Source organism: Celeribacter indicus, from assembly GCF_000819565.1.
Taxonomy (GTDB): domain Bacteria; phylum Pseudomonadota; class Alphaproteobacteria; order Rhodobacterales; family Rhodobacteraceae; genus Celeribacter; species Celeribacter indicus.
In genome coordinates this window covers 2,311,609-2,325,086 of sequence record NZ_CP004393.1, presented here as the reverse complement: position 1 = coordinate 2,325,086, position 13,478 = coordinate 2,311,609, and the positions used below count along the sequence as shown (strand labels likewise).

The window sequence follows — 13,478 nt, the reverse complement described above, 5'->3', positions numbered from 1 at the left end:
TCACTCCGCCGCTTTCGTATGCAGATCGGGCATGTCGTAGCCCGGCATCGGCTTGACCGGCGGCAGCGGGAATGTCAGGGTCGAATGACTGAGATCGCTGCGCACCAGCGCCACGGCGATGTTCACTGCCGTCGGGATCGGGTCGATCACCGGAATGTCTATCCCCCGCGCGAGCAGTCCGGCCCGCAACCCGGCCGCACAGCCCATAAGGCCGGTGCAGCCGAAGACCACCGCATGTGCCCCGTCCTGCTCCACCGCCCGCTGCGCCTCATCCACCAGCGCCGATTGCGTGGCGGCGAGATCGTCTTCCAGCGACAGCACGGGAATGTCGAGAGATCGCACCGAGGCCAGGCGCGACGGGAGACCCGCCAAGGCCGCAGCGTTTTCGAACTGCGGGATCAGGCGCGGCAGCACAGTGAGGACCGAAAACTTCTGTCCCAGCATCGCCGCCACATGCAGGCCGGTCTGACAGGGGCCCAGTACCGGAATGGTCACCGCCTCCCGTGCGGCGCGCAGACCGGGATCGCCCATGCAGTCGATGATACAGGCGTCCACCCCTTCGCGCTCGGCCTCGACGATCCGGACCACAGTGTCCGGAACCGCCATCGCGGTTTCGTATTCGCTTTCGATCGACCCCGGTCCCCTGGAAATCTGCGTGGCCGAAACCGTCAGCCCCGGCGCCTCGAGGCTCTTGAGTGTGTCCTTTCGGCGAAAACCAAGCGTGGTAATTGGCGACACGACACGAACATGAACCTGACGTTCCATTCCCGACCCCCTCTCGAAACATTGGGTTGGTAGATGATCAAAGGCTGTCATCCCGACGCGCCTGTTAGAAAGGCACTTCGCGAATAGGTTCGCGACTGTTACGGAGCATTCCAGGAACGGAATTGATCCGAAGACCAATCCTTTCGGATAGGGGTACGCAATTTTAACTTTTATTTTCAAAATGATGAATTCAGCCATAAAATACGACTGCACAAGGCTGCCACCTATCCGGCCTTTGCCGCTCTCTTGCGAGTACGCTGAACAATTCACAGACTCCGCCTCATATCAGAACGGAGTCTCAACCATGCCCCGGACCTTTCCCGAACGCCGACCGCCCTTTCGCGAGCGCTTACGCCTTCTTACGGAACTGATTGGCAACAACCTGTACGACGCAGGCCGGTTCTGGCGCGCGTCCTTTACCGATGCGGCCAAGACGCGGGAAAACCTGCGGGCGCGCATTGCCATCGGTCTGCATTTCCTGGAATACGGCATGTCGCTTCGTGATACGGTGCAGGGCCGGGGGCTGGACCGGGCACAGCAACTCGCCGAGGATGTCGACACCTATCTGGCGAGCTTCGGACCCGACGCCACGACTGAAATCGCGCTGCGCACGCTGGAAAGCTACCTGCGACACAACGCGGGCGCCGAACTGGACCTGAGCCGCCTGACGGAGGTGGTGGAGGGATATGCAGCGCTCGAACGCAACGGGCTGCGCGGCGGCAGCGAAGAGGTGAGCGCCGAAGACATCCGGGCCCGCGGCAGGATGGACTTCCTGAGCTTTGCCGAGGCCCGCCACTCCATCCGCAACTATGCGCCCGGCCCCGTCCCCGCCGATTCCATAGAACGCGCGGTGCAGGTAGCCCAGCAATCGCCGTCCTCCTGCAATCGCCAAACCTGCCGCGCCCGCATCTGGACCCGGCCGGACGCCTGTGCCCGCATCCTCGCATTGCAGTCCGGCAATCGCGGCTTCGGAGACCAGCTTGGCGGCGTGGCGGTCATCACCTCCGACCTGGCGCACTGGGAGCAGGCGACGGAGCGCTACCAGGGCTGGATCGATGGCGGTCTGTTCGCCATGAGCTTCGTCTACGGGCTTCATGCCGAAGGACTTGGTGCGGTCATGCTCAACTGGTCGGAGTGCAAGGGACGCGACCGCGAGCTCCGCCGCCTGATCGGTCTGCCAGAGAGCGAACTGATCGTCACGCTGATCGGTTTCGGCAACCTGCCCGATACACTGCGCGTGCCGGTCTCGCAGCGCAAACCCCTGTCATATGCGGCCAGCTTCGATCAGCCGCTTGCGGAATGATCCGGATGTGCGGGAACTTCCGTATCGGAAATCTCCGACGGGCAATGGCTTCATTCCTCCGCACAAATGACAATGGTGGCGATGTCCTGGCGTACCGCGGCAGGTCCGCCACATCCACGTTCCGAAGATGCCGGGACCGAACGCCTAACGCACCGGCGGGATCGAATAGGTCATCGAGGCATGGGCGAGGATCGCCGCCTCGTCCGGATTGCGGATCGTCGCCTGCCCCACCGCGAGGCTCCGCCCGAGCTTCATGAGCCGCGCCTCGCCCAGTAGCGGCACCCCCGCGGCGGGCTTGCGCATGAAGTCGATATGCGCGTTGGTCGTGACCGCGAGCGCGACCGGGCCGAGTTTCGCGAGGATCGCGAGGTAGATCGCCACATCCGCGAGCAGGAACATCGACGGCCCCGACACGGTGCCGCCGGGCCTCAGATGCCGCGCATCCGGCGTGAGCCGCAGCGTCACCGCCTCCTCGCTCACCGACTCGACGCCGAGAATGTCGGCGACCTCGCCGAACTCCGCGGCGAGGAAGGCGCCAAGCGCCGCCCTGTCCGTCACGTTCTTCATCAGACCCCGTAGATCGCGCCGAATTTCTCCTCGAGATAGTCGAGGAGCGGGAGTTCCGAGGGTTCGAAGCCGCAGGCGTGCACGACGGTCTCGCGCGGCGCGCGCAGCCCGCCGTACTGCTGGAGGTTGTCCCTGAGCCAGCCGGTCGCGCCCGTCGTGTCGCCGCGCGACAGCTGCGCGTCGAGATCGGGCACATCCGCCCGCAGCGCCTTGTGAAGGCATCCGGCATAGACATTGCCGAGGCTGTAGGTCGGGAAATAGCCGAAGAGCCCCACCGGCCAGTGCACGTCCTGAAGGCACCCGTTGGAGATCCGGTCCACCGTCACGCCGAAATCCGCCGCGAACCGCGCGTCCCACGCCTCCGGCAGGTCGCGGATCTCGAGCGTTCCGTTGACGATCTCGCGTTCCAGATCGAAGCGCATGAGGACATGCAGGTTATACTGCACCTCGTCGGCCTCGGTGCGGATGAAACCGGGGGTGACGCGGTTGACGGCGGCAAAGAACGCCTCCGCGCTGTCGATGCCGAAGTCGCCGAAGGTCTCGCGCATCTGGCCGTAGAGATATTCGGTGAAGGCGCGCGACCGGCCGAGCTGGTTCTCGTAGATCCGCGACTGGCTTTCATGCACCCCCATGGAGACGCCCGCGCCCAGCGGCGAAAGCAGGTAGTCGGGCGAGATGTTCTGTTCGTAACAGGCATGCCCGGTCTCGTGGATCGTGGAATAGATCGAGTTGAGCGGGTCTTCGGGATTGGTCCGCGTCGTGATGCGCACATCGAGGCCCGAGCCGGAGGAGAAGGGATGCACCGCCTTGTCGATCCGCCCGCGGGAGAAATCGTAGCCGAAGACGCCCGCGAGCCCTTCGGTCAGCGCCATCTGCCGGTCCTCGTCGAAGCTGCCGGACAGCGCCTTCGGTGCCTCCGCGCCGAGGATGCGGTCGCGGAGCGCCACGAGACGCGGGCGCAGCGCGCCGAACATCGCCTCGAGCGCCGCGCCGGAGGAGCCCGGCTCGTAATCCTGATGCAGCGCGTCCCAGAGATCGGCATGATCCGTCCCCTCCCTGAGCGCCGCCGCCTCCTCCCGGCGCAGGCGCACGACCTCCTCGAAGGTGGGGGCGAAATGGGCGAAATCATCGCGGGCGCGGGCCTCCGCCCAGATCCCCTGCGCGACCGAGGTGACGCGCGCGATCTCCGCGGCGAGCCGGGCGGGCACCTTCGTGTTGCGCGCGTAGTCGCGGCGGATGTGGCGCATGTAGGCGCGCCCGAAATCGTCGAGCGACGCCTCGTCGATCGCCGCGATCCAGTCGCCCAGCCGCGGATCGACCCGGCGGGCGTGGAGCACCGCCTCGAGCGCGGCCATCTCCTCGCCGCGCTGCTCGGCCGCACCGCGCGGCATCACCGTCTCCTGGTCCCAGGACAGCCGCCCCATGATCGCCGCGAGCGCCTGCGTCTCCCGGTCATAGGCCATCAGATCGTCGAAATGTGCCATGTCAGCGGGCCTCCCGGACGGATTGGGATTTCGGATACTGGCTGAGGAAGCGTGCGTGCAGGATCGCGACGAACAGCGCCACCGCCCCCACCTGATGCGCGAGCCCGAGCGCCAGCGGCGCGCCGTGCAGCACGGTCATGATCCCGAGCACGACCTGAAGGAACAGCACCGCTCCCATGAGCGTGAACGCCCCCGCCGTCACGCGATAGGCCGATTTGCGGCCCTTGAGCATGACGACGATCCCATAGGCGAACAGAAGATAGCCGACGCAGCGGTGGATGAACTGCACCAGCGCGGGATTCTCGAAGAAATTGCGCCAGACCGGCGCGAGGTCGAACGGATCGGGCGGCAGCACCTGCCCGCCCATCAGCGGCCAGTCCGTATAGCCGCGGCCCGCGTCGATGCCGGCGACGAGGGCGCCGAGGAGGATCTGGAGGAAGGCGAGGTGCAGCATGCCCGTGGACATGCCGAAGAGCTTGCCGTCGCGCGCGCGCCGGGCCTGCATCAGCTCCGGCTCGCTGCGCCCCAGAAGGAAGACATACCAGGCGATGAACCCGAGGATGACGAAGGCGAGGCCGAGATGGGTCGCCAGCCGGTAGGAGGCGACGTCGAGCCTTTCGCCCTCGAGCCCCGAGGACACCATCCACCAGCCGATCGCGCCCTGAAGCCCGCCGAGCGCGCCGATCAGGATCAGGCGCCTGTGCCAGCCCGCCGGCACCCGGCGCGCCAGGGCGAAGCCGGCATATCCGACGGCCCACACGAGGCCGATCACCCGGCCGAGCTGGCGATGGCCCCATTCCCACCAGTAGATCGACTTGAACTCCGACAGCGTCATGCCCGCGTTCTGGATCTGGTATTCGGGGATTTGCTGGTATTTCTCGAATTCCGACTGCCAGGCGGCCTCGTCCATCGGCGGGATCGCCCCGGTCACGGGCTTCCATTCGGTGATCGAGAGGCCGGAATCGGTGAGCCGCGTCAGCCCGCCCACCGCGATCATCGCCATGACGAGCGCGAAGATCACCAGAAGCCAGAGGCGGATGCCCCGGCGCGCGCCGCCGCGGCCCTTTTCGATGAGTCCGCCCCGCGGCGCGGCGGCGGGTTTCTCATCCGTCGTCACCTCCTCGAAAATGCTGCGTTTCTGCGCCATGTGCGATCCCTTCTGCGAACCCCGCGTTGCTGCGGCAGACCCTAGGCAGGCGGCGCGCGGAGGGCAAGCACTCATGGTGGCGCACCGGCCTGCGACGGCGTGCGGGAGGCGCCGCGCGGCGTCACGAAATCGTGGGAGGCGGCCGGGGAACGCGCGGGCGGGGTCGCGGCGTTCTTCCGTCAGACCGGCTCCGCACGAGCCCCATGCGAAAAGGAGGTCGACATGACCCGACTGACCCGCAAGCTGACCGCCTGTGCCCTCGGCGGGGCGCTTCTCGCCGCCCCCTTCGCCGCCGGGGCGCAGAGCGTGAACCAGAACTACATCGGCTCGAACGCGCCGCAGGCCTATCAGGACGCGGCCAATCCGCAGGGCGACTATGTCGTGCGCGGCGTGACGCTCAACGCCCGGTCCGGCCCCGGCACCGGATATTCTGCGGTGCGCACCTTCGCGCCGGGCACGGTGCTCTACGAGCTCGACCGCCAGGGCAACTGGGTGCAGGTGGTGCCGACGCCGAACGCGAACCCGCTCTGGGTCTCGGCCTCCTACCTCTCGCCGGTGACGGCCCCGCGGGTGGTGACCCCGCGGCCGCTCGACCAGGGGCGGCCCTATGACGGGCCCTATCCGCTGGTGATCCAGAACAACTGACGCGGGCCATTGCCCTGGCCGGGAGCAGGTGTCATCCCCGCTCCTTCCACCGCCTCATCTGGCGCATCATGCCGTGGAACACCTGCACGTCCGATTTCGTGAGCGGCATCCGGCTCCAGAGGTTGCGCAGCACGAGCTTCATGCCCTCGGCCTTTTCCGGCGGAAAGAAGAATCCCGCCTGCTCCAGCGCCTCCTCGTAGTGATCCCCGAGCTTTTCGACCTCGAGATGACCGGCCCAGTCGGTCTTGGCCATTTCCGTCACCTCGGGCGCGGCCTCGCTCGTCTGCCGCCCCCATTCATAGGCCATCAGCAGCACCGCCTGCGCGAGGTTGAGCGAGGGAAAGAGCGGGTTGACCGGCACGGTGACGATCGCATTCGCCTCCACCACATCCTCGTTCTCGAGGCCCGCGCGTTCCGGGCCGAACATCACGCCGACCCTGCGCCCCTGCGCGGCGAGCGCGCGGGCATGTTCCATCGCGCGTTCGGGCGTCATCACGGGTTTGGTAATCCCCCGCATCCGCGCCGTGGTGGCAAAGACATAGTCGCAATCCGCCACCGCCTCGCGCACGGACCCGAAATGCCCCGCCTCGTCCAGAAGCCGCCCGGCGCCCGAGGCCATCGCCACCGCCTTCGGGTTGGGCCAGCCGTCGCGCGGCGCCACGACGCGCATCCGGTCGAGACCGAAATTCCACATCGCCCGCGCGGCCCCGCCGATATTCTCGCCCATCTGCGGACGCACGAGGATGAAGGCGGGCGCAGGCCCCGCGAGCGGTTCGGACATGAGGATCTCCCGGACAGACGGCATTCGGCCCGCGTGATAGGCGCAAATGGGCAGGGCGGCAAGGCTTCCGCCCGCCGCCCGGCTGCGCTATAGGGGGCGAAACCCTTCGAGGACCGACGAGAAATGCCCGAGCCGGGAAAAGACCTGCCGCAGATCTACCTGCTGACCCCCACCGCCTTCGACCCCGAGAGCTTCGCCCCCCGGCTCGCCGCCGTGCTCGAGGCCCATCCCGTCGCCTGCGTGCGCCTCGCGCTCGCCTCGAAGGACGAATACGAGCTCGGCCGCGCCGCCGACGCCTGCCGCGAGGTCTGTCACGCCCGCGACGTGGCCATCGTGATCGAAAGCCACGTCGGCCTCGCCGAACGCCACGGGCTCGACGGCGTGCACCTCACCGACGGCCCCCGGTCGATCCGCAAGGTGCGGAAGGTCCTGGGCGAGGATGCCATCGTCGGCGCCTTCTGCGGCGCATCGCGGCACGACGGCATGACCGCGGGCGAGATCGGCGCGGATTACGTCGCCTTCGGGCCGGTGGGCGAGACCGGTCTCGGAGACGGCACGCGGGCGGATCGCGAGCTGTTCGAATGGTGGTCGGCGATGATCGAGGTGCCGGTAGTGGCCGAGGGCGCGCTGTCGGCCGATCTGGTGCGCGATCTCGCCCCGGTGACCGATTTCTTCGCCATCGGGGACGAAATCTGGTCTCAGGACGATCCGGTCGGGGCCTTGGGCGCGCTGATCGCCGCGATGGGATGAACGGCCCTCAGGCGTCGCGATAGGGCGCGGGAACCTCGGGCAACCCCGCGCGCACCGCCGCCTCGCAGCGCGCCGCCATCTCCTTTCGCCCCGCCACGTCCTTCACCGCGATCGGATCGTGGAAGATCACCTCCACCCGCCCCTGCGGCGCCGCGCGCAGCACCTGCATGAGCGACGGGCCGAAGGCCATGTCTCCCCACCAGCCGTAGAAGCGGGGATCCTCCCCCGCGGGCGCGACATAGCGCACCGTCACCGGCTGCACCCAGACCTCCTCGCGCAGCTCCGGGGCGAAGAAGGCGGCGAACAGCGTCGGCTTGAACGGCAGGACGCGCAGGCTGTCCGAAGACGTGCCCTCCGGGAAGAACAGCAGCTTGTGGCCGAGGTGCAGACGCTCCTCGAACAGCGCCTTCTGTTTGCCCGCCTCGCGCGGATCGCGGGTGATGAACACCGTGCCCGTCGCCCTCGCGAGGGGGCCGATACCGGGCCAGCCCGCGACCTCCGCCTTGGAGACGAAGAACACCCGCTCCACCGCGTTCAGCACGAAGATATCGAGCCATGTGGAATGGTTGGCGACGACCGCGCCATGTTGGCGCATCGGGCGGCCCGTCACGGTGAGCCCGATCCCCATGAGGCGCAGGGCATTGCGCGAGACGACGCGCGGAAACACCGGGGACCAGGGTCGCCGCCGGCCCACCAGCAGCGCCTCGACCGCGCGGGTCGCGAGCATCGCGAGGAGGCAGAGGAGGATCATCAGAACCACCGGCAGGCCCCGGCGCACCGCCCGCCAGGTGCCGAACCGCACCGCGCGCGGCGGCGCGGGCGGGATCGGGCTCTCCCAGGAGGGTGCGCTCATGCGAGCGCCTCCTGCGTGTAGAGCGCGCGCTGGCGCGGGGAGATCTGCGCCGTGTCGAGGATCAGGAGCACGTCGACCGTGTTGAAGGCCCGGTCGACATAGGCGCCCTCGCCCACCGTCCCGCCGAGGCGCAGATAGGCCTTGATCAGCGGCGGGATCGCGAGCATGGCGCGCCTGCGGTCGATCTCCGCCTCGGGCACGAGGTCCATCCTCTGGAAATGCTGCGGCAGGGCGCGGGCGCGCAGCGCCTCGGGCGCGAGATGGCGGTGATGCAGCAGCGACAGCGCCTCCGCGTGCCGCGCCACATCCGCGCCGAAGAAGGAAGCCGTGCCGAAGAGCACGTCATAGCGTTCCTCGATGACATAGCGCGCAAGCCCCGCCCACATCTGGAACAGCGCCGGTCCGCCGCGATAGTCCTTCGCCACGCAGGAGCGCCCGAGCTCGAGCAGCCGCTTGCCCGACCGCTTGAGCGGCGTGAGATCGTATTCGCCTTCGCTGTAGAACCCGCCGAGCGCCTCCGCCTTGTCCTGCGACAGGAGCCGGTAGACGGCGACGCAGGTGTCGAGCGGATCCGCCGAACGCGCCGGATCGACGAGCATCAGATGCCGGTAGGCCGGGTCGAACCGGTCCGCCTCGAGCTGTGCCGCGTGATCGACCATCTCCCCGTCCGAGCCCAGCTCCTCGACGAAGACGCGGTAGCGCAGACGTTGCGCCGCCCGCAGCTCCGCCTCGGTCTCGGCGAATTTCAATCGAAATCGCGGCTGCTCCAAACTCATTCTCGCGCCGGTCCTTTCTCATCGGTGGACGGGTTTTAAGGTTTTGTTGATCTTGATGCAACAAAATGGGAAAAGCGCAGCGCCGCCTCGCGTCAAGGTTGATCTGACATCACGGCTCAGCGACCATGAGGCGAAAAGGGGTTTCGTGCCTCACCCGAACACAGGAAGGAGCGCCACCCGACGGCTGTCGAGCACGACCTTGCCGGCATGCTGGAACATCACGGTGATCTTGCCGCCGATATTGGACTGCACCTGCCCGAGGCCCCAGTCGCTTTGGGTCGGATGGCGGACCATCTGCCCCGGCTCCAGCATCGCGTTGAGATCGTCCATGGCCATCCCGCCTTTCCCAGGTCATCCCCGAACGAGGAGACAAAATGACTGACACACTTGCCCGCGACATCGCCGCCATGATCGGCTCCCGCATCTGCCACGACCTGATCAGCCCGGTGGGCGCGATCTCGAACGGGGTGGAACTGCTCGCGATGTCCGGCGCCGCCGCCGGTCCCGAAATCAGCCTTATCTCCGAAAGCGTGGAGAATGCAAATGCCCGCGTGCGATTCTTTCGCATCGCCTTCGGCATGGCCTCTCCCGGACAGATGACCTCGCGCAGGGAGATGGCCGGCGTTTTCAAGGGGATCGCCACCCCGCGCCTCACATATCGCTGGGAGGTGCCGGAGGACATGCCGCGCGAAGAAGTGAAGCTCGCCTGCCTGATGACGATGTGCGTGGAGACCGCCCTGCCCCGCGGCGGCGAAATCCGGATCGGACGGACCGGAGGGCAATGGAGCGTGTGCGCCCAGGCCGAGCGGCTTGCCCCCGCGCCCGATCTCTGGGCCCGGCTCGACGCCCTGTCCCCGGCGGAGGGCCTGCGCCCGTCCGAGGTCCAGTTCCTGCTCGCCCCGATGCAGGCGGCCGCCCTCGGGCGGCGCATCGGCCATGCGACGGGCGAAGGACAGCTCACGCTGACGGCCTGAGCCGTCCCGCCCGCGCGCCGCTCCGCCTCAGGATCGCGTCGCGCCCTCGGAGGTCACGAGATACTTGAAGCTCGTGAGCTGTTCGGCCCCCACCGGTCCGCGGGCGTGCATCTTGCCCGTGGCGATGCCGATCTCCGCCCCCATGCCGAATTCGCCGCCATCGGCGAACTGGGTGGAGGAATTGTGCATCAGGATCGCGCTGTCGAGGCGGGAAAAGAACCTGTCGACGTTCTCGGGGGTTTCCGAAATGATGCAATCCGTGTGGCTCGAGGAATAGCGCCGGATATGGGCGATCGCCGCGTCCACGTCATCGACCACCTTCGCGGCGATGACCGCGTCGAGATATTCGCGCCCCCAGTCCTCCTCGGTCGCGGGCGTCACCGCCCCGTCCAGCGCCTGCACCGCCGCATCGCCGCGCACCTCGATGCCCTTGTCCACCAGCGCCGCGATCAGGTCGCGCCCCAGCGTGTCGGCGATGTCACGATGGATCAGCAGGCATTCCGCCGCGCCGCAGATCCCGGTGCGCCGCGTCTTCGCGTTCACCACCACGCGCATCGCCTTTTCCGGATCGGCGGAGGCATCGACGAAGATATGAACGATCCCCTCGAGATGGGCAAATACCGGCACCCGCGCCTCGCGCTGCACCAGCCCCACGAGCCCCTTGCCGCCACGCGGCACGATCACGTCGATATACTCGACCGCGCGCAGCATCTCCTGAACCGCCGCACGGTCGCGCGTCGGCACGCGCTGGATCGCGTCCTCCGGCAGCCCGGCCTTGCGCAGTCCTTCCAGGAGACAGGCGTGGATCGCGCCGGAACTGTGGAAACTCTCCGACCCGCCGCGCAGGATCACCGCATTCCCGGCCTTCAGGCACAGCGCGCCGGCATCCGCCGTCACATTCGGACGGCTTTCATAGATCACGCCGATCACACCCAGCGGCGTGCGCACGCGCCGGATATGCAGCCCGTTCGGACGGTCCCATTCCGCGATCACCTCGCCCACCGGATCCTTCTGCGCCGCGATGGCGCGCAGCCCGTCCATGATGCCGCGGATGCGCGACTCGTCGAGCGTGAGCCTGTCCATCATCGCCTCCGTCAGGCCCTTTTCGCGCCCGAAGGCGAGATCCTTCTCATTGGCCGCGATGATCTCCTCCCGCCGCGACCAGAGCGCATCCGCCGCCGCCAGAAGCGCGGCATCCTTCTGTTCGGCAGGCGCGCTGGCAAGCTCCGCGCTCGCCGCCTTCGCCTTTTGTCCGAGCCCGGCCATGAGTTCCTTCACGTCGATATCACCCGTCATAGCACCAGATCGTCCCTGTGTATCAAGGCGGCCCGGCCCGGATAGCCGAGGATCGCCTGTATGTCTTCGGAATGCGCGCCCTTGATCGCTTCCGCCTCCTCCGAGGTGTAGCGCGACAGCCCGAGCCCGATGCGCACACCGTCGGGTCCGAGTATCACGACCGGTTCGCCGCGGCCGAAATGGCCGACCACCTCCGTCACGCCGACCGGCAACAGCGACCGCCCCTGGCCGAGCGCGCGCACGGCCCCCGCGTCGAGATGCACCTCGCCCTTCGGCTTCATCGCCCCGATCCAGCGCTTGCGCGCCCGGTCGGGATCCTCGTGGGCGAGGAACCACGTCGCCCGCGCACCGTTCTCGAGCGCCCGAAGCGGGCGGTCCACCGCACCCTGGGTGATCGCCATCGCGCAGCCGCCGCCGATGGCGGTCTTCGCGGCCATGATCTTCGTCTTCATCCCGCCCTTGGAGACGCCGGAGACCGGCTCGCCCGCCATCGCCTCGATCGCGGGGGTGACATGGTCGACCACCGGCAGGTGGCGGGCCTGCGGATCGACCGCCGGATTGGCGGTGTAGAGCCCGTCCACATCGGACAGGAGCACGAGCCGGTCCGCCCCCACCGTCACCGCGATCTGCGCCGCCAGCCGGTCGTTGTCGCCATAGCGGATCTCGTCCGTGGCCACCGTGTCGTTCTCGTTCACGATCGGCACCACGCCGAGTGCCAGAAGCGCGTCGAGCGTGGCCCGCGAATTGAGATAGCGCCGCCGGTCCGCCGTGTCCTCGAGCGTCAGCAGCACCTGCGCCGTGGTGATCCCGTGCGGCTCCAGCGCCTCCTGATAGGCGCGCGCCAGCCGGATCTGCCCGACGGAGGCCGAAGCCTGCGACTGTTCGAGCGGCAATTCCCCCGGCGGAAGGCCCAGGATGCCGCGCCCGAGCGCGATGGAGCCGGAGGAGACGAGGATCACCTTCGCCCTGCGAGCCCGCAGCATCGCCACATCCGCCGCCAGCCCCTCGAGCCAGTGCGCGCGCAATTCGCCCCGCTCGACGAGCAGCGCCGAGCCGATCTTCACGACGATGCGTTTCGCCTCACTCAGGGTTGCCAAGGCTGGTCGTCCTCTTCCCCGTCCCCGGCCTGTTTCAGCCTGAGCCGGTCCATGGAAATCTCCGCCTTGAGCGCGCGCAGCACCTGGTCGACCCCGTCGCGCGACACGCCCGACATGGTGTAGACGCGCCCGCCCGAGGCCGTCTCGAGCGCCGCGCGCTTCTCCGCGATCTCCTCCTCGAGCAGCGCGTCGGTCTTGTTCAGGACGGTAATCCGCGGCTTGTCCCCGAGCACGTCCGAGTAATTGCTGATCTCGGTGATGATCGTGTCGTAATCCGCCACCACATCCTCCGACGTGCCGTCCACGAGATGCAGCAGCACCGCGCAGCGTTCGACATGGCCAAGGAACAGGTCGCCAAGGCCCCGCCCCTCGGACGCGCCCTCGATCAGGCCGGGAATATCGGCCACGACGAATTCCGCCCCGTCGATGCCGACGACGCCGAGATTGGGGTGCAGCGTGGTAAAGGGATAATCCGCGATCTTCGGCCGCGCGTTCGAGGTCACCGACAGGAAGGTCGACTTGCCCGCGTTCGGCAGGCCCAGAAGCCCCGCATCCGCGATCAGCTTGAGCCGCAGCCAGATCGTCCGGTCGATCCCCGGCTGGCCCGGATTGGCCTTCGCCGGCGCCTGGTTCGTCGAGGTCTTGAACCGCGCATTGCCCCAGCCGCCGTTGCCGCCCTTGGCGAGCACGACGCTCTGGCCCACCTCGGTCAGGTCCGCGATCACCGTTTCCTCGTCCTCGTCGAGGATCTCCGTCCCCACGGGCACGCGCAGCACGATATCCTTGCCGTCCTTGCCGGTGCGGTTGTTGCCCATGCCGCCCTGCCCGTTCTGGGCGAAGAAATGCTGCTGATAGCGGAAGTCGATCAGCGTGTTGAGCCCCTCGACCGCCTCCGCGATCACCGAGCCGCCGGTGCCGCCGTCGCCGCCGTTCGGGCCGCCGAACTCGATGAACTTCTCGCGCCGGAACGACACGCAGCCGTTGCCGCCGCTGCCGGAGCGAATATAGACCTTTGCCAGATCGAGAAATTTCATCGCGAC

General features: G+C 67.8%; 15 protein-coding genes. 4 read left to right on the top strand and 11 right to left on the bottom strand.

Going from position 1 to position 13,478, the window contains the following annotated elements; all coding sequences use genetic code 11:
* Entirely contained in the window at positions 1–765 is a 765-nt protein-coding gene (locus P73_RS11720; protein ID WP_043869693.1) for an aspartate/glutamate racemase family protein, read from the bottom strand.
* A gap of 304 nt (positions 766–1,069) precedes the next feature.
* On the opposite strand from P73_RS11720, the gene P73_RS25640 reads away from it, so the two are divergent.
* Positions 1,070–2,068 (top strand): nitroreductase family protein, encoded by a 999-nt coding sequence (locus P73_RS25640; protein WP_043869692.1) that lies wholly within the window; start codon positions 1,070–1,072, stop codon positions 2,066–2,068.
* 144 nt (positions 2,069–2,212) lie between these two features.
* Here P73_RS25640 and P73_RS11710 read toward each other — a convergent pair whose 3' ends face one another.
* From P73_RS11710 to ctaA, 3 genes are read right to left on the bottom strand one after another with little or no spacing between them, the layout of a single operon-like run.
* The gene (locus P73_RS11710) at positions 2,213–2,635 is read right to left on the bottom strand and encodes a PaaI family thioesterase (protein ID WP_043869691.1); all 423 of its coding nucleotides are present in this window, start codon (positions 2,633–2,635) and stop codon (positions 2,213–2,215) included.
* The gene (locus P73_RS11705; protein ID WP_043869690.1) at positions 2,635–4,119 is read right to left on the bottom strand and encodes a carboxypeptidase M32; all 1,485 of its coding nucleotides are present in this window, start codon (positions 4,117–4,119) and stop codon (positions 2,635–2,637) included. Before P73_RS11705 ends, P73_RS11710 begins: the two co-directional genes overlap by 1 nt.
* Position 4,120: 1 nt before the next feature.
* Positions 4,121–5,266, bottom strand: coding sequence for a heme A synthase (gene ctaA, locus P73_RS11700; RefSeq protein WP_043869689.1), 1,146 nt, complete (start codon positions 5,264–5,266; stop codon positions 4,121–4,123).
* Positions 5,267–5,488: 222 nt separating this feature from the next.
* Between ctaA and P73_RS11695 the strand changes: the two genes are divergently transcribed.
* Positions 5,489–5,911, top strand: coding sequence for an SH3 domain-containing protein (locus P73_RS11695; protein WP_043869688.1), 423 nt, complete (start codon positions 5,489–5,491; stop codon positions 5,909–5,911).
* A 31-nt stretch (positions 5,912–5,942) separates the two neighbouring features.
* On the opposite strand, the gene P73_RS11690 is transcribed toward P73_RS11695, so the two are convergent.
* A complete protein-coding gene (locus P73_RS11690; protein WP_043869687.1) occupies positions 5,943–6,692 on the bottom strand; it encodes an RNA methyltransferase in 750 nt (249 codons plus the stop codon).
* Positions 6,693–6,815: 123 nt separating this feature from the next.
* Here P73_RS11690 and P73_RS11685 point away from each other — a divergent pair, with 123 nt between their 5' ends.
* On the top strand, positions 6,816–7,442 hold the full coding sequence (locus P73_RS11685) for a thiamine phosphate synthase (RefSeq protein WP_043869686.1): 627 nt from the start codon (positions 6,816–6,818) through the stop codon (positions 7,440–7,442).
* 7 nt (positions 7,443–7,449) lie between these two features.
* Here the strand turns inward: P73_RS11685 and olsA are convergent, their stop codons facing one another.
* The 3 genes from olsA to P73_RS11670 form a co-directional block, all read right to left on the bottom strand.
* Positions 7,450–8,295, bottom strand: coding sequence for a lyso-ornithine lipid O-acyltransferase (gene olsA, locus P73_RS11680; RefSeq protein WP_052453215.1), 846 nt, complete (start codon positions 8,293–8,295; stop codon positions 7,450–7,452).
* Positions 8,292–9,071, bottom strand: a complete 780-nt coding sequence (gene olsB, locus P73_RS11675) for an L-ornithine N(alpha)-acyltransferase (RefSeq protein ID WP_043869685.1) — start codon at positions 9,069–9,071, stop codon at positions 8,292–8,294. Before olsB ends, olsA begins: the two co-directional genes overlap by 4 nt.
* Before the next feature lie 150 nt (positions 9,072–9,221).
* Positions 9,222–9,401 carry a DUF3553 domain-containing protein gene (locus P73_RS11670; RefSeq protein WP_043869684.1) on the bottom strand — a complete coding sequence of 60 codons (180 nt, stop codon included), beginning with the start codon at positions 9,399–9,401 and terminating at the stop codon, positions 9,222–9,224.
* Between the two features lie 44 nt (positions 9,402–9,445).
* Between P73_RS11670 and P73_RS11665 the strand changes: the two genes are divergently transcribed.
* Entirely contained in the window at positions 9,446–10,045 is a 600-nt protein-coding gene (locus P73_RS11665; RefSeq protein ID WP_043869683.1) for a histidine phosphotransferase family protein, read from the top strand.
* 27 nt (positions 10,046–10,072) lie between these two features.
* On the opposite strand, the gene P73_RS11660 is transcribed toward P73_RS11665, so the two are convergent.
* Genes P73_RS11660 through obgE form a run of 3 tightly spaced genes read right to left on the bottom strand, consistent with a single transcriptional unit; the run spans position 10,073 to position 13,472 of the window.
* Entirely contained in the window at positions 10,073–11,341 is a 1,269-nt protein-coding gene (locus P73_RS11660) for a glutamate-5-semialdehyde dehydrogenase (protein ID WP_043869682.1), read from the bottom strand.
* The gene (gene proB / locus P73_RS11655) at positions 11,338–12,438 is read right to left on the bottom strand and encodes a glutamate 5-kinase (RefSeq protein WP_043869681.1); all 1,101 of its coding nucleotides are present in this window, start codon (positions 12,436–12,438) and stop codon (positions 11,338–11,340) included. The genes P73_RS11660 and proB overlap by 4 nt, the downstream gene beginning before the upstream one ends.
* Positions 12,426–13,472, bottom strand: coding sequence for a GTPase ObgE (obgE, locus tag P73_RS11650; protein WP_043869680.1), 1,047 nt, complete (start codon positions 13,470–13,472; stop codon positions 12,426–12,428). Before obgE ends, proB begins: the two co-directional genes overlap by 13 nt.
* Between the last annotated feature and the right edge of the window lie 6 nt (positions 13,473–13,478).